The organism is Moorena sp. SIO4E2 (assembly GCF_010671945.1).
Taxonomy (GTDB): Bacteria; Cyanobacteriota; Cyanobacteriia; order Cyanobacteriales; family Coleofasciculaceae; genus Moorena; species Moorena producens.
Genome location: NZ_JAAHIE010000134.1, coordinates 1 through 15,407, shown reverse-complemented (window position 1 = coordinate 15,407; position 15,407 = coordinate 1). Strand labels below are relative to the sequence as shown.

Sequence of the window (15,407 nt, the reverse complement as noted above, 5' to 3'; positions counted from 1 at the left end):
TGTGTTTTCAAAGTTTTCCGCAAGATATTAGATCCCCCCCAGCCCCCCTTATTAAGGGGGGAGCCATACTCAAAGTCCCCCTTTTTTAAGGGGGACCAACGGGGGATCTCGGAGTTTGAAGACACGCCCTAGTCTCGTTAGACTATGAAAACTAAAAATTATGAATTGTGAAGACTGATAATACCTGATTTTGACATAACAAACTATCCTCCGATTGAGGAGCTTTGAGTCAGGAGTAATATTAATTTATTTTACAGTAATTTTTAAGATAAATTAGTCCTTGACTACTCACAAAACTCTTGATATAATTCCTCAGTATTAGTTTTCCAACTATCTAAGTCCCCAAACACCGAAATCACTCGTACCACATCTAGGAAAAGATCGCGATCAGCAAAGTAACTCGCATGCTGATCTCGAAACTGCTCAGCTGGCAATTCAGCTTGGATAATCTGATACGCTTCACCACCCATAACTTGAAAGGGAATAGTTTCGGTATCTGTAATTAGTTGTCCATTATTATCCGTTGTGTTGTACTCTACCCAGTAATAATATTCTTTACCTCGTTGAAGTGGCTGACCTTTACCATCAGCATTGTACATAACACTAGTCTGATTATCGTTTACCTGATAAGACCATAACGCTTGTCCATTGCGAGAGGAACGAACTTGAATGATATTAACACTTCCTTCCCAAGCAAATAGAGGTTGGTCACTCCAGGTGCGATAGGCAGCAATATTAGGGGAAATTGAACAAAACTCTCCATGGGTACCTGCTTCATCCTTCTTCCTACGAAAAATATCTCGGATCTTAGCCCATACAGATTGTGTTTCCTGTTTGGTTTGACTCACTGCTTTCGCTACTTGATTCCCTTGACTGGTAAACGAAGCTGCAATTGATACTGATGAGGTCGGACAACTAATACTCATCGTTCCAGTAATTAGCAGTAGATAAAAGACTCTAATTAATCGATACATAGGATTTAAATGTTAAAGGCTTGCCGGAAATTAAATTAATAATTACCAATTAATAATTAACTAAATAATATAAAACCAGAGTATAATTGATGGTAAAGCTATAGGCATTAAAAGAGAAGCTGAGATATAAGCCTGTAGTCCGATTATTCCATAGACCGCTGTAGCACCAAATAATATCAATATTGATTGCTGTCGTTCTTGAGGCTTTTGCTGGAGCAGTAGCAGCATTGTTCCTTTTCCTGACAATGCTGCTAATAGAATCATCCAGCTGTCGGGAATTAATTTTATTGTATGCTGCGATAAAAAATGGTGAACCATGTAAGCATGGGCTTCACCTCCGGTAAATACCTTGGGACAAGTATCTGGTGGCTTTCTGGTTCGATTCAGTGGATTACACCAATATTCAATAGCTAGAGGTAGAGAAAAATTATCCTCGGCTTCATCATATCCCCCAGAGGCAATGATAACCACTTGCTGCTCAATGTTAGAAAAGTCACTTTTGAGGAATTCCCAAGCAGGCTTGTGCTCATAAGCCTGTTCTGGAGGAATAGAAAAGTCAATAATATAGCGCATCCCTAACGGTAGATTCTTTGGTTTAACGGATGCGTTCGCGTAGCGTGGCCTACGGCCAATCGCAAAAGGTAGATTCTTTGGTTTAACGGATGCGTTCGCGTAGCGTGGCCTACGGCCAATCGCATTATCCTGGCTACTGACTTGCTGAAGATACTGACTAACTTGCTGCTGAAAGTTGGTGGTACTTTCAAAATTAGGATTTAATCCTATCCGGTGGTTTGGCTGTTGGTGCAACTGGTGTGATAGAGCCAGTAGATAGGCAAAAGGACATGACTTGTTGCAGGTGGCATCCTGCGGGAGTTCCATATCCCAACGGAAAAAAGTAATATCCCCTTGTAGACTCCATTTAGGGCTAGCAATTTTCGGAAACACCTTGCGATTTTTATCCTGATTGACCCCAAAGACAAACCAGGTATCCTGTTGACTAACAGCGGATTGAATCGCACTAGCCAGTTTTTCCTCTCTCGGTTCTTGGGTATGGAGCAGATAATCAATTCCAATTACCTTAGCGCCTGAGTTCGAGAGTTGTCTGACTAATTTGCCAAGGTATTCCCGTTCCATCGGCTGGGTTTTAAAGCCTTTAATCTCCAGTTGCGCCTGATTGATTGAGTCTTGATCAATAGCAATTAACAGTACAGAGCGTGGCTTCGCCGAGGATAACCCCTCCCGAGGAAACTGGTTTGTGCTATCGCGATAGACAGCTTGAAGAAACGTTCGCCCATCTAGCAACATGTCTTGTACAGGAACCATAGCGCTAACTAAAAGCACACTAGCTAATGCGATCGCTTCTTTTGGTTTAGGTAGCCACTGCTGAAGTAGTTTCTGGTAACCCCAAGGCTCAATCCGAAATGGCTTAGCACCATAGGGACTAAAAAACGAAGGAATCAGGTAAGCTGATGGATAGACAAATTTTTCACTTACCTGTAAATTGCGACAAGCTGCCAGCATTGCTTCCTGGACATCCTGATCCTGAGCTAAGCTGCTGCAAAATTCTTTGAGAAATACATGAGCAACATTATCATGAACTTCCTCCCGCATGATCACCACTTGCAATCCTAAATCAGCCAACCGATTCGCTATTTTTAGACCATTACAGGAGTTAAAGACGCACAACTGAAGTCCCTGATTTTTAGCAGTAGTTAGGTATTCCTTTATTTCACTGATAGATACCAACTGCTCTGGCGCGATCGCTAATTTTCCATCAGTAACTTTTGTTTCATCACTATGACCCATAAAAAATAGAGCATCCCACCCCCTTTCATCGGTTATTTCTGCCGCCAGTGCTGCTTTAAGATTCACCCCATCTTCTTGGTGTTGCCAGTCAAAGAACTCTACTTGAGCAACTCCTTTGAGCAACTTAAGAGCCTGCTTATCTTTCTCCAAATTCAGATCTGTATTATCCCCCAAAATCGCTAAAATCCGAGGTTTCCCATGGCGCATATTATCTAGCGCTATTGTTTCTCCCTGAGTAGTCATCGGAATCCTGGTAATCCGAATTCTCCCACTGGGGATATCCTCTGGAAGCAACTGCCATGCTTCCCAAGGAAGCCGTGCCAATTCCACAGAATCGCAGGCTATAAAAATAGCTACTTCTCGATAGGCTTCTGCTGTCTTCTTTGACTGTGATTGCTTTCTAGCAATAGTGAAAATTTGATGTTGAATTGTTTCTCGAATAGTCTGTAATTGACCTAACCACCGTTGAAAGACATCCAGAAATATCTCTTTTGCTTCTTCTAATTCATGTCCCAAGTCATCGACTAATGGTGTGATGGCACCACTGGATAATTCTCTTGCTCGCAATTTCGGGTAAAACTGGAGGTAAAGGTATCGCCACTCCTCATAACAGTCTATTACTTTAGCTGGATAGTCCAACTTTGCGGATACTTCCTGTCCGTGATTACCCCGTAAATAAAACAGACAGGATGAATCAGCTTGCCAAACATTTAGTCTAAAACTACTTTGATGATTAGTTGTCAATCGCTTCGCTCCAATTCAAAATTATCAATTAAAAATTAAAAAAAATACTACAAATGAAGTCGGGGGCTTGAAACATCGCTTCGCTCCAATTAAAAAATGGTAATTTGTTACTTTTTTATTCCCCCTACTCCCTACTCCCTACTCCCTACTCCCTCTTAAAATATCATAAACATTTATCAGGATCAAAAGCGAAGGGAAGTAGGGTTAATGAGGCTCCATTACTTAGAGAAATGGTAGCTACAAATTTTTGGTTCCACCTACCTGCTACTGCAACATGGAGATAACGTTCATTTACCAATATCGCTTCAGAGACAACACCAGTGAATTCGCTGATTCGTAACTTCATACCAGGGGGAAGTGTATTACCAAGACAGTCTTCGATTAGCAATAGCAATGCCCATTCTCGAGTATCTTCTGGTGCTTTTTGGTAAATGAACCAGGTAACAGCACATAGTTTGAACAGAATGCCATTTAAATTAACAGTTTGGTAAGAGCCACGAGCATGAGACGGAACAATTAATCCTTTTTGTCTTCTCAACTCTTTAGCGATCGCTCGATATCTGTCTGGTTCATCCGATACTGGACTAATCCGACGCATTGATGGCTTAGAAAAGGTATAGTCAGGAAGCAGTTGCCAAGATAAACAGCTTGCTAACTCATCCATTTCTCCTCGCAGCCATTCTGCTGTATTAATGGCTGTTTCAGCAAAGAATGGTAGGATTTCCTGAACAGAACGCTTAGTATCAGCAACTGGAATTGTGATCTCTTGGGAATCTAACCAACGCAAGTAGTGCAGTAAATGATTTGGTTGCTGATCAAATAAAGACAGAGGTAAGTTATAGTTACGGTTACCTTGTGGTAAGTTAGCTGTTTCGCGATAGTTAACCAACTCGTCGTGACGTAAAATACCTCTAATAATACCCTGTTCTTGGGTTTCTTTCACCTCAATTATGATATAAAAATGAGCGGCAAGTTCTGGTAATTCAACAGCAGCTATTGGTATATTAACCCCTGGATATATGAGGGTTTCCGTGACAATTATACACAGATTAAAATTACCAACTTTCAAATTACATACCGTTTCAATCAGATTAGCATACTCTGGTTGAAATACCGAACATTTATCCTTATTAATTGGCAGCTTAACCCGTTCTTCTAACCATCTTTCAAAACCAAATAAGGCTAAACTATTTAGATAATTTGGACAATTTTTGGCCTCACTATTAACTTTTTCACTAATCTTTATCGCTTGCTCAAAGTCTTCAGGTTCTAGCCAAAATACTTCTCGGTTTGCAAGGGCTATCTCCCTGGAATCCGTCCTATCCTTATTCATTAGTTTCATCCTTATTTTTTTTGATTGTGTTCATCTAGATATCGGCACAATCGCTGAGCATATAAACTAGCCATTGAACGGGTTTTAGAAGTACTCAGTTCTGCTACCGCTTCTTGAAAAACTTGTGTGTTCAAGAAAGCCTCTACTTCCTGCATCAGGTTACTCAAATAATCGAGCTTTGTGGCATTTTCTTCCAGAGCTAATCCCTTAGTAGTTGTTGAGATAAGCTGGAAAAAATTTTCTACACTCAGATAATGAACGCGATTCAGCAGTTTCCCTGGTGCCAAGACTCGGCTGGCTTGGGAATGATTGGTCATCTTCACAAGGGTTGCTATCTCTTTAAGAGACTTACCCTCACAGTAAAGGAATCGGAAACCTGGGATAACCTTTGAAGCAAAACAAGCGTAACGGCGACTTTGCTCTAAAGAGGCAATGTGCTCAGCCAAGGCTTGCGCTATCGCGTGATCTAAAACCTCAATCAGTCCCTGTTCAAGAAAATCCTGCAATTCAGATTGTCCTAAATGATCTATGGTATTAATAGAGTTTAGATCAGGTAATTCTTTGGGGACATACTCGCCAGTTTCTGGATCCCGTGCTTCTAGAGGTTCCCAGATCGGACTTCCTCTGCGGCTCCAAATCTCCTCTTCTTGCAGACCCTTGGCTATCCTGGTTAGTTCTTTGTGAAGCTCTTTGGTGGAATTGATGATAACACCACGTTCTGGCAACAGGTGGAGCATGTCTTGGAGTTGGTCATCCCTAGGCTCAAGGCATTGGTTAACTCTAGGGTTAAGTTTATGGTTAACTCTATGGCGCCGCTGCTGTTGTCTGTCTTGAGAATAGACAGTATGGAAGGTTTCTACTAGTTTGCGATCGCGTGGATAGAGCTGTTCAAGGTGTCTGAGTTTAACTCGTCCCAACAGTGACCAGTTACTGGACAAGGGCAATCCCTGTTCAGCTAAGCAACGTTTGATATCAGGATGTTGTTTGGTTTTCAGATATGCCCAATTGTCCAAACTGAAGCGAGCTGGTGAGTTCAGACGATAGCTTGCCAAGACATCAATCGTAAAAAACTGACCAAGTCCAGGTTCAATCTCACCTTGCTTATTAACAACCAGTTGAGCTTTGCCATCACTATCGAGAATAATCGGAGTTTTGCCATCATCATTGAGTACATAGGATAGCAGCTCACGGTAAGTTAACCGATAGTCAAGGCAAAACTGACTCGCTAGTTTTTTACAAGCCTTTAGGATAGGCATTGAAACATAGCACCGAAGACACAGTCCAGCTAACGCCCGGTATTTAGTATCACATGTAGTATCAACAGTAGATAGCTCAGCACGAAACCAGGATAGCAGTAAATCCTGGATACCTCGCTCCCACTGAGCTAATAACCTTTCCTTTTGATCCAATCCCAGGAGTGTTTGTTGAAAAAACTCCTGTGCTTCCTGTTGATGGCAGACTTTGTAGCCTTTTTCGTTATTGGTTGGGTCAAATACCCGAATTGTCGAGTATCTAGATGCATCCATAACCGATTGAGACAGCACTCTACTAGTATATAGATGTCAGGCTATTTAACCTGTGCAGTTTTCTCTAGCAACAGCAACAGGCAAGGCGTTGGTCAATGGTGGAACGATTGAGGGTAATCGGTAATCATTAATCAGTAATCAGTAATCAGTAATCAGTAATCAGTAATCAGTAATCAGTAATCAGTAATCAGTAATGTTAATTTGAGATTCCCTCACCGTCAATCATCAAACTCCAACCTACCCTACAACGGACGCCTGGACAAAAACCACCTCCAAGCCTTCAACCTTCAACCTTGGCCAATAGGCCACGCCATCGCGTTCAACCCTCCAACCTTCAACCTTGGCCAATAGGCCACGGGTTCGCTGAAAGCGGGACGAAGTCCATCGCGTTCAACCTTCAACCTCCCAACCTCCCAACCTTCAACCTCCCAACCTTCAACCTCCCAACCTTCAACCTCCCAACCTTCAACCTCCCAACCTTCAACCTCCCAACCTTCAACCTCCCAACCTCCAACCTCCCAACCTTGGCCAATAGGCCACGCGTGCGCGTTCAACCTCCCAACCTTCCAAAGCCTATTACTTGTGAAAATCAATTCATTTAAGCGACGAAAATTTCTATTCCAAAGTTTAGTAGCTCTGGGAATAACGCTGTTATCAACTGCTTGCCAAAAAGCGTACAATTCTCAAGAGATCACCTACTCTGATGGAGATAAATCTTTGCAGCTGAACTATATTAACATTCCCCCTACCAACAATCAACCACCAGCTGGATTAATTGTCTGCTTACATGGCTTTGGAGCCAACTCCCAAGATTTGGTATCTTTGGCTAAGGCGCTAAACTTACCAGACTATCAGTTTCTATTTGCTGAAGCTCCCTTTGACCATCCTGCTGTACCTGAGGGTAAAATGTGGTATGATTTGAATGGCCCGGAGTATCAAGGCTTAACCGAAAGCAGACAGCAGCTAATTGATTGGCTCAAATCCCTGGCCAAAAGGCCACGCTACGCGAACGAAGTGAGCACTGGCGTGCCCCTATCCCGCACCATTCTGAGTGGATTTTCCCAAGGCGGAGCCATGACATTAGATGTAGGGTTGACCTTGCCAATAGCAGGCTTAGTATCCATGAGTGGCTATTTACATAGCCGAACCCAACCTCCTACAGGCTCATCGTTACCAGCAATTTTGATAGTTCATGGTAGACAAGACGAGGTTGTACCGTTAATGGCTGCTCACAATGCTAGATATACTCTAACTGGTTTAGGGATACAGGTCAAGTATCAAGAATTTGACATGGGACATCAAATCATCCCAGAGGTAGTAGTGCTCTTTCGTAATTTTGTTCTTGAAGTAATGGGTAATCGGTAATCTGAATGACTTTTCGTTAATTTAGTTTAGTTAATTTAATTTTTTCGATAGTTTACACCATTCGCCTTTACGAAATCCTGATAGCAATTTTAAATTCAGTAGAATACAAAAGTTCGTCAGATTAAGCCTCGATCGATCTTCCCCATCTTGCCATCCCTCCCTTTCTACACAACTAGGTGTAGTCTACTTGAGTGCAGACTACTATTATAATTACTCCCCTATCAATCTTGTTTTCAATTAACAGACTACTAGGGAGGAAAGTGTCAAGCTGAGATATTTCACAAAAAGTTTACAAAGTATTGAAATTCTTTCAGTGTAGATAACACAAACTTGATGAGGAGTTGGTCACTTTAAGAGGCTTAGCTAATCAACCAGAGAACTGTATGAACGTTATTGAAACCAAAATACCCGAAGTCTTAATTCTTGAACCCCGTGTCTTTGGTGATGACCGTGGTTTTTTCTTTGAAAGCTACAATAAACGAGTTCTAGCAGATAAAGCTGGGATCACCGCTGAGTTTGTCCAGGATAACTATTCCCGTTCAGCCCAAGGGGTGCTTCGAGGATTACACTACCAGATTCAGCAGCCCCAAGGTAAACTGGTGCGGGTTTTACTCGGAACTATATTTGATGTGGCAGTGGATATTAGAAAAAGCTCCCCGACCTTTGGACAGTGGGTTAGTTGTTTGCTGAGTGCAGAAAATAAACAACAAATCTGGATTCCAGCTGGATTTGCCCACGGATTCCTGGTAGTCTCTGAATTCGCTGAAGTTTTATATAAGACTACTGACTTCTACGCTCCTGATCACGAGCGGACTATTGTGTGGAATGACCCTGACCTAGCCATTCATTGGCCTCTGACCGACTCTCCCAGTCTGTCGGCTAAAGATCAAGCGGGTAAGTCTTTCAAAACAGCCGAGGTTTTTGCATGAAAAAAATCTTACTCACTGGGATTACTGGACAAGTGGGTCAAGAGTTGGAAGATACTCTGAGTCCCCTAGGCCAAGTCATCGGTGTGGGGCGCAGCGATATGGACTTAGCTGAGCCAGAGAGTATTCGTCAGGTAATTCATCAGATTAAGCCTGACGTGATTGTCAATGCAGCGGCTTACACGGCTGTGGATAAAGCAGAGACAGAACTGGCACTGGCTAAATCGATTAATGCTGTTGCTCCAACCATCATGGCAGAGGAAGCTCAGAATTTAGGAGCCATCCTGCTCCATATTTCCACCGACTATGTGTTCGATGGCAAAAAAAATACTCCTTACACGGAGCAAGACACTCCTAATCCCATCGGTTCTTATGGTAAGTCGAAACTGCAAGGGGAAGAAGGGGTGCAGCAAAAATGCGATCGCATTCTCATCCTTAGGACTGCTTGGGTTTATGGTACTCGTGGTCATGGCAACTTTGTCAAAACCATGTTACGACTAGGGGCTGAGCGAGAAGAGCTTCGGGTGGTAGCGGATCAAGTGGGTACTCCTACCTGGGCTAAAGATATAGCAGTAACCATTACTCAACTTTTGCAAGCAATGGATTCTAATCCAATGCTAGGAGGAATCTATCACTTCACCAACACTGGTGTCACCAGTTGGTATGACTTTGCCGTTGCCATCTTTGAAGAAGCCAAACTGCTGGGCTTCCCCTTAAAATTGCAGCGAGTTGTCCCAATTACTACCCCAGAATACCCCACTCCCGCTCAGCGTCCAGCTTACTCAGTTCTCTCAAACCAGAAAATATCCCAAACCTTGGGAAGCTATCCGCCCCATTGGCGTCAATCTTTGAGGCAAATGCTAGCAGAACTTTATCAAAAGCTTGGGTAATTGCTATAAGCATAGGGAGTAGGGAGTAGGGAGTAGGGAATCGGGCATCGGGCATCGGGCATCGGGCATCGGAAAACAATCCTGTGTACCTGATTAGTATGAGAACCGCTATAGTTCAAGTTCAACCAAACAACCTGCCAACCAAACAACCAAACAACCAAACAACCTTCAACCTACCCTACGGGAACGCCAAGGGCGAACAACCTTCAACCTACCCTTCACCGAATGCCAAGGGCGAACAACCTTAATAATTCATATTTCATATTTCAGACTTTATAGTGAGGATTTTATATAGCTTATGAAAGCACTGATTCTTTCTGGGGGAAAAGGCACTCGTTTACGTCCCCTAACTTATACTGGTGCCAAACAGTTAGTACCTGTTGCTAATAAACCAATTTTGTGGTATGGGCTTGAAGCCATTATCGCTGCTGGTATTACTGATATCGGTATTATTATCAGTCCTGAAACTGGGGAAGAAGTTAAGGCTAAAACAGGAAATGGCGATCGCTTCGGAGCTAACATTACCTATATCCTCCAAGACCAACCCTTAGGACTTGCCCACGCCGTTAAAGTCGCCCAACCCTTTCTCGGAGATTCTCCCTTTGTAATGTACTTGGGAGACAACTTGGTTCAAAGTGAACTGAACTTATTTGTCGAGAATTTCCAGAACAAAAATCTGGATGCCCTGACCCTGCTACGGGAGGTAGATAATCCTACTGCCTTTGGTGTTGCCAAAGTCGATGAATTCGGGCGAGTGTTGCAGCTAGTAGAAAAACCGAAAGTTCCTCCTTCTAATCTCGCACTGGTAGGTGTTTACCTATTTTCCCCTGTTATCCATCAAGCAATTGCTAACATCCAGCCTTCTGCTAGAGGGGAACTGGAAATTACCGATGCGATTCAATACTTGATTGATCAGCAAAAAAATGTAGAAGCTTTTCAAATCAAAGGTTGGTGGCTGGATACTGGGAAAAAAGATGACTTGTTAGCTGCTAACCAGATTATTCTAGATACTTGTCTAGAATCTGCTGTTGATGGTGAAATTGACTCCGAAAGTCGAATTAGCGGACGGGTACAGATTGGTAAGGGGTCTTATATTACTAATTGTACCATTCGTGGTCCAGTTACCATTGGGGAAAACTGCCATCTGGAAAACTGCTTCATTGGTCCATATACTAGCATTGCTGACCAAGCTACTCTCTTAGATGCTGACATTGAGCATAGCGTGATTCTAAAAGGTGCTAAATTAACGGGGATTCATCAACGAATTGTTGATAGTTTAATTGGAGAACGAGCTCAAGTTAAAGCTGCACCCCAACATCCAAAAGCTTTACGATTCATGATTGGTGATGACTCTCAAGTTGAACTAACTTAAGGTAATAATTCAGCGGTCAGCCGTCAGCGATCAGCGGTCAGCTGAAAATAAACCTTGAACGATCGAATTTAATAATTCGATATTAATGAGAATTGAAGGTCTGGGTAAAAGCCATTGGCCAATGGCTGATAGCTGATAGCTGATGGCTGAATGCTGATAACTGATAGCTGAATGCTGAATGCTGATAACTGATAGCTGATAGCTCAATGCTTACTTTTCTACTAACCCATTGAAGCACTAACCCACTCAAACTAATCATGAATTCTTTTGAACAAAAATCCCTGACTACTAGACAACCTCGCCAATTACTAGTAACAGGTGGTGCAGGATTTATTGGCTCGAATTTTGTTCATCACTGGTGTGAACAGTACCCAGGCGATCGCGTGGTGGTACTAGATGCTCTTACCTATGCTGGAAACCGCCAGAATCTGGCCGGTCTGGAAGACAAAGCAAATTTGCGGTTTGTCCAGGGAGACATATGCGATCGCATTCTAGTAGACCGCCTGCTTCAGGAAGAAAGCATCGACACTGTCGCCCACTTTGCTGCTGAATCCCATGTTGACCGCTCCATTTTAGGACCCGATGCTTTTATCCGCACTAATGTGGTCGGTTCCTTCACCCTACTAGAATCCTTCCGGCAACAATGGCAAAATCAAGGACAACCAAGGGATTATCGCTTCCTCCATGTTTCCACGGATGAAGTTTATGGCAGTCTAAGTGCTGATGACCCAGCCTTCTGTGAAACCACACCCTATGCCCCCAACAGTCCCTATTCTGCTTCCAAAGCTGGCAGTGACCATCTTGCCCGCGCTTATTACCATACCTATGGGGTTCCGACTATTATCACCAATTGCTCCAATAACTACGGACCCTATCATTTTCCTGAAAAATTAATTCCCCTGATGTGCATCAACATCCTGTTGGGCAAATCTCTACCGGTCTACGGGGATGGACAAAATATTCGAGATTGGCTGTATGTAGGTGATCATTGTCGTGCTTTAGATGTAGTGATTCACAAAGGTCAACCAGGAGAAACCTATAACATTGGTGGCAATAACGAAGTCAAAAACCTTGACCTAGTTCACCAGATTTGCGAGCTGATGAATGAATTAGCCCCTGATCTACCGGTCGCTCCAGCACAACAGTTAATTACCTTTGTCAAAGACCGCCCAGGCCATGACCGTCGGTATGCTATTGATGCGACTAAAATTAAAACTGAACTGGGTTGGGTACCAACAGAAACCTTAGCAGGTGGACTACGTAAAACTATTGAGTGGTATCTAAGCAACCGGGATTGGTGGCAACCATTGCTATCCCAAGAGTATCAAGCTTACTATCAAAAAGTTTATGCCTAGAAGGATGTTCGCGTAGCGTGGCCGTTCGCGTAGCGTGGCCTAAAGGCCAAAAGGCCAAGGGTTAGGTACCCTCGTCCTAGGTTTTAGGGAGTAGGGAGTAGGGAGTAGGGAGTAGCGATGCAGTGTGGTCAAGACCGCTTAGGTGCGTTTTCCGTAGACGAATTAAATTCGCCACGGGTCGCACCTCTGCATCGCTTTTTAATAACACCAAAAAATCTTCCGAGCTTTTTCCTACTGTTCCCTATTCCCTGTTCCCTGTTCCCTTGTAAATGCTATAGATGATATCCATTGTGGATCAAGGGATAAACTATCGAATTTTCTCTCATCATATTTTTTTTTATACAAGCTTTATATAGTTAAAGTTTTAGTTAGTTGTTCGTTAAACATGGGTATGCTACCAATTCCTAATAATAAGAGACCTAATAAAATATTTTAATCCTATGACAGGGAACAATTTTTTGAGCAAATTGGGACTATATTTAAGGCTTTATACGAACGAGATGCCGATATAGGTAACTTAGATAAGTTAGAGCGCAGTCAGTCTAATAGCTTAGAAACAGTTAATACGAGAATTGATGAAATTCAGTATTGTTATACTGCGATTATTTGTCTACCTTCATTAGAATAATCATCTCAACAATTCCAGGCTCTAGCGTATCTCGATTTAGGAGATTGCTTGGCTCTTTTTATTCAAAAAACTCTCCTTATATATAAAGCAGTTGTGCCGCCACAAGGCTTAAAGAGCAAAGAAGTAGAAACATTCAAGTTTTCCGGAAATTTAGATTTTCAAACAGGCATGGAACTATATGGAAAAATTTAAAAAATATTAAAATATTGAACATTTTACAAACAAGTTGCTGAACTGATTACAGATAAGGGATGACAGACGAAGAATTTACAAGGTACTTTGTCGAAAATTTACCAGACAACGTGTATAGGGCAGTAATTGAGTTATGCGATCGCTTTTTAGAAAAAAGGAAGAGTCTTTCCTACGAACAACATCTCATTGCTTTTTCTACTCTTGAACAGTTTATCATATATCACAATATTCCCTATTCAATCCCCAGAATTTTTGAGGATTATGGAATATCAAACTATCAAAGAGAAGAAGCCATTGTCGAATTCTTTAGAACTATCAAGCAAACTATCCAATCGCTTCCATGGAGCGAGCAGTCAAAGTTGATGCAGCAATCTCTGAGTAGCACCTGGAAGCCAAAGGAAAACCTTCAACCGAAAGAAGAACTTAAATCTTTATCTCAAGATGCTTTGCTACGTTTGATTCAAGAAAAAGATAATTTAATTAATCTTTTAATTAGACAGGTAGAAACAGCGCTACAGCGTCCGAGTTTGTATGCAGAAAATTATCACAATGAGGGAAACACTATGTCTGAACAGCCAATTAACAATGACCTCCGTGGTGCCAAATTTGGTGGTGGCTTCGCTAATAGAGATCAGCACGGTGGTACGTTAAACGACTATTCCAAAGACCATAATTTAACTGAGGCAGCAGCATAAATTCAACAGCTTTTAGAGCAACTGTCCCAAACTAACCCCACTTCAACCAATGCTGAAAAAATGGCAGTGGTGGCTAAGGCGGTGGATCAGATTGAAGGTAAACCCACCCTAAAACAAAGGGTGATTAATGTCTTAAAAACGGGGGGAACAGAGGCATTTAAAGAGGCGGTAGATCATCCCTTGGTGAATGTTTTGTTCGCAGCTATTGAAGGTTGGCAGGAAGGTTCGTAATTCAGTTACTTATGGAACTCTGGTGCCCAAGTTAGCCACCACCGTACATTCGGAGCCACAAAACAGCATAAGTAAACACCATCACTAAGAAGCTACCGATGACTCACTACGTTAGGAATCGGTGCTTCTTGTGGAATATGCTGCCAATGACTCAAGAATGGTAGCAACACTGCTACCAATAACCTTGGCATTCAACAGACATGGGCAGTACTTGATTCGAGCCAGTGACGTCCTGCTGTTAAGCCAGGGGCTCTACTAAAGCCCCGTGGAAAGGACGCCAGTTGCTCCCCGCGCCCCACACTTACCATATTTACCACACTTTAAACACCTACCACGCCTGCCTATGTTTCCCTGTTCCCTTTTCCCTGTTCCCTTTTCCCTTGTGGGGAAAGGGATAAACTATCGAATTTTATATCATCATATTTTTTTTTATCCAATCTTGATCTACTTAAAGTTTTAGTTATTTTACCTTAAAATTTATAAATTTTAGCTGAGTTAGATATAAACTGATAGTCGAGACAATAATTAAGTACGAACTACTAAGAGTTGATTGAAATATTAATTATTTAAATTCAAGGGAAAACTATGGAGATTTGATAGGTTAGTTGATGGTGTTAGTTTTGGAATGGTTAACAGGCCATTTTTATTATCAAAACTATTTGAAGATAACGTATTTTTAACAAAAACTTTAGGATTGCTATATCAGTATTATATAGCGTTTTAAAACGATTGTAAAACTGAGAATATCTTATTTGATTTTACTATAAAAATCTGGAGCTATTGCCTATTGTCTATTGCCTTTTTCCACAATCTATGACTTGACAACTCCTTTGAAAACGCTATAGCTGGATTCTTGATTCCTTGAATCGTAGTTTCTACGTCCTCTTACTTAAGCAATTACTACGTTAATTGATAATACATTTATGATCAGTGTTATTACTATAGTTGGTATTGTTTTTTTTCGATTATACTGAAGTGTCTTACCTTTAAATAAAAGCTAATAACTTCTTAGAGGATATCTGAAAAGTTTTTTGATACTGAATTTTGCCCCCCTAGCCCCCCAATTCTGGGGGGAACAAGAATCAATTTGCGGCTAAAAGTCCCCCGAGCGAGGGATTGCTCGGGGGATTTAGGGGGCTTTGATGTAGCAAATGAGACTTCTCAGACAACCTCTTAGTTAGGATTCATGGAACACAAGTTATTATCTACATTGATAAAACTCTGACTAGTTATTATAGAAAAATAAGCTGTTCGGCATTTAAATTGGTATAATAAAAATTAATAAATAACCCAATAATAGGAAATATGCCAGCAAAAAATTATCTGACACAAGAGCAAAAAACAATACTTCAAAAAGCCTTAAAAATAGA

14 protein-coding genes are annotated in these 15,407 nt (G+C 41.8%); 7 read left to right on the top strand and 7 right to left on the bottom strand.

Going from position 1 to position 15,407, the window contains the following annotated elements:
* Positions 1-284: 284 nt before the first annotated feature.
* From F6K37_RS16020 to F6K37_RS16000, 5 genes are all read right to left on the bottom strand, one after another.
* A complete protein-coding gene (locus tag F6K37_RS16020; protein WP_287251141.1) occupies positions 285-974 on the bottom strand; it encodes a hypothetical protein in 690 nt (229 codons plus the stop codon).
* 60 nt (positions 975-1,034) lie between these two features.
* A complete protein-coding gene (locus F6K37_RS16015; RefSeq protein WP_287251135.1) occupies positions 1,035-3,524 on the bottom strand; it encodes a CHASE2 domain-containing protein in 2,490 nt (829 codons plus the stop codon).
* Between the two features lie 163 nt (positions 3,525-3,687).
* Complete coding sequence (locus F6K37_RS16010) at positions 3,688-4,857, bottom strand: DUF1822 family protein (protein ID WP_287251134.1); 1,170 nt, start codon at positions 4,855-4,857, stop codon at positions 3,688-3,690.
* 11 nt (positions 4,858-4,868) lie between these two features.
* On the bottom strand, positions 4,869-6,383 hold the full coding sequence (locus tag F6K37_RS16005; protein WP_287251132.1) for a hypothetical protein: 1,515 nt from the start codon (positions 6,381-6,383) through the stop codon (positions 4,869-4,871).
* 287 nt (positions 6,384-6,670) lie between these two features.
* Positions 6,671-6,937, bottom strand: a complete 267-nt coding sequence (locus F6K37_RS16000) for a hypothetical protein (RefSeq protein WP_287251131.1) — start codon at positions 6,935-6,937, stop codon at positions 6,671-6,673.
* 163 nt (positions 6,938-7,100) lie between these two features.
* Between F6K37_RS16000 and F6K37_RS15995 the strand changes: the two genes are divergently transcribed.
* From F6K37_RS15995 to rfbD, 3 genes are all read left to right on the top strand, one after another.
* Positions 7,101-7,748: an alpha/beta hydrolase gene (locus F6K37_RS15995; RefSeq protein WP_287251142.1), complete on the top strand. Its 648-nt coding sequence runs from the start codon at positions 7,101-7,103 to the stop codon at positions 7,746-7,748.
* A 383-nt stretch (positions 7,749-8,131) separates the two neighbouring features.
* Complete coding sequence (gene rfbC, locus F6K37_RS15990) at positions 8,132-8,677, top strand: dTDP-4-dehydrorhamnose 3,5-epimerase (protein WP_008178350.1); 546 nt, start codon at positions 8,132-8,134, stop codon at positions 8,675-8,677.
* Positions 8,674-9,564 carry a dTDP-4-dehydrorhamnose reductase gene (gene rfbD / locus F6K37_RS15985; protein WP_008178352.1) on the top strand — a complete coding sequence of 297 codons (891 nt, stop codon included), beginning with the start codon at positions 8,674-8,676 and terminating at the stop codon, positions 9,562-9,564. The genes rfbC and rfbD overlap by 4 nt, the downstream gene beginning before the upstream one ends.
* Here rfbD and F6K37_RS15980 read toward each other — a convergent pair.
* Positions 9,549-9,725 carry a hypothetical protein gene (locus tag F6K37_RS15980; RefSeq protein ID WP_154659650.1) on the bottom strand — a complete coding sequence of 59 codons (177 nt, stop codon included), beginning with the start codon at positions 9,723-9,725 and terminating at the stop codon, positions 9,549-9,551. The two genes, rfbD and F6K37_RS15980, sit on opposite strands and share 16 nt — an antisense overlap.
* A 137-nt stretch (positions 9,726-9,862) precedes the next feature.
* Between F6K37_RS15980 and F6K37_RS15975 the strand changes: the two genes are divergently transcribed.
* A complete protein-coding gene (locus F6K37_RS15975; RefSeq protein ID WP_008178356.1) occupies positions 9,863-10,936 on the top strand; it encodes a glucose-1-phosphate thymidylyltransferase in 1,074 nt (357 codons plus the stop codon).
* 82 nt (positions 10,937-11,018) lie between these two features.
* On the opposite strand, the gene F6K37_RS15970 is transcribed toward F6K37_RS15975, so the two are convergent.
* Positions 11,019-11,195, bottom strand: coding sequence for a hypothetical protein (locus F6K37_RS15970; protein WP_008178357.1), 177 nt, complete (start codon positions 11,193-11,195; stop codon positions 11,019-11,021).
* On the opposite strand from F6K37_RS15970, the gene rfbB reads away from it, so the two are divergent.
* The 3 genes from rfbB (at position 11,194) to F6K37_RS15955 (ending at position 14,037) form a co-directional block, all read left to right on the top strand.
* Positions 11,194-12,291, top strand: a complete 1,098-nt coding sequence (rfbB, locus tag F6K37_RS15965; protein ID WP_008178360.1) for a dTDP-glucose 4,6-dehydratase — start codon at positions 11,194-11,196, stop codon at positions 12,289-12,291. The genes F6K37_RS15970 and rfbB overlap by 2 nt on opposite strands.
* Positions 12,292-13,170: 879 nt before the next feature.
* The gene (locus F6K37_RS15960) at positions 13,171-13,806 is read left to right on the top strand and encodes a hypothetical protein (protein WP_287251128.1); all 636 of its coding nucleotides are present in this window, start codon (positions 13,171-13,173) and stop codon (positions 13,804-13,806) included.
* Positions 13,807-13,866: 60 nt separating this feature from the next.
* Entirely contained in the window at positions 13,867-14,037 is a 171-nt protein-coding gene (locus F6K37_RS15955) for a hypothetical protein (protein ID WP_158026344.1), read from the top strand.
* The last annotated feature ends 1,370 nt before the right edge of the window (positions 14,038-15,407 follow it).

Coding starts and splice junctions, on each gene's coding strand:
- rfbD (WP_008178352.1), top strand. CDS start 8,674: ATGAAAAAAATCTTACTCACTGGGATTACTGGACAAGTGGGTCAAGAG.
- F6K37_RS16005 (WP_287251132.1), bottom strand. CDS start 6,383: ATGGATGCATCTAGATACTCGACAATTCGGGTATTTGACCCAACCAAT.
- F6K37_RS16010 (WP_287251134.1), bottom strand. CDS start 4,857: ATGAATAAGGATAGGACGGATTCCAGGGAGATAGCCCTTGCAAACCGA.
- rfbB (WP_008178360.1), top strand. CDS start 11,194: ATGAATTCTTTTGAACAAAAATCCCTGACTACTAGACAACCTCGCCAA.
- F6K37_RS15955 (WP_158026344.1), top strand. CDS start 13,867: ATGGCAGTGGTGGCTAAGGCGGTGGATCAGATTGAAGGTAAACCCACC.
- rfbC (WP_008178350.1), top strand. CDS start 8,132: ATGAACGTTATTGAAACCAAAATACCCGAAGTCTTAATTCTTGAACCC.
- F6K37_RS16020 (WP_287251141.1), bottom strand. CDS start 974: ATGTATCGATTAATTAGAGTCTTTTATCTACTGCTAATTACTGGAACG.
- F6K37_RS15975 (WP_008178356.1), top strand. CDS start 9,863: ATGAAAGCACTGATTCTTTCTGGGGGAAAAGGCACTCGTTTACGTCCC.
- F6K37_RS15970 (WP_008178357.1), bottom strand. CDS start 11,195: ATGATTAGTTTGAGTGGGTTAGTGCTTCAATGGGTTAGTAGAAAAGTA.
- F6K37_RS15960 (WP_287251128.1), top strand. CDS start 13,171: ATGACAGACGAAGAATTTACAAGGTACTTTGTCGAAAATTTACCAGAC.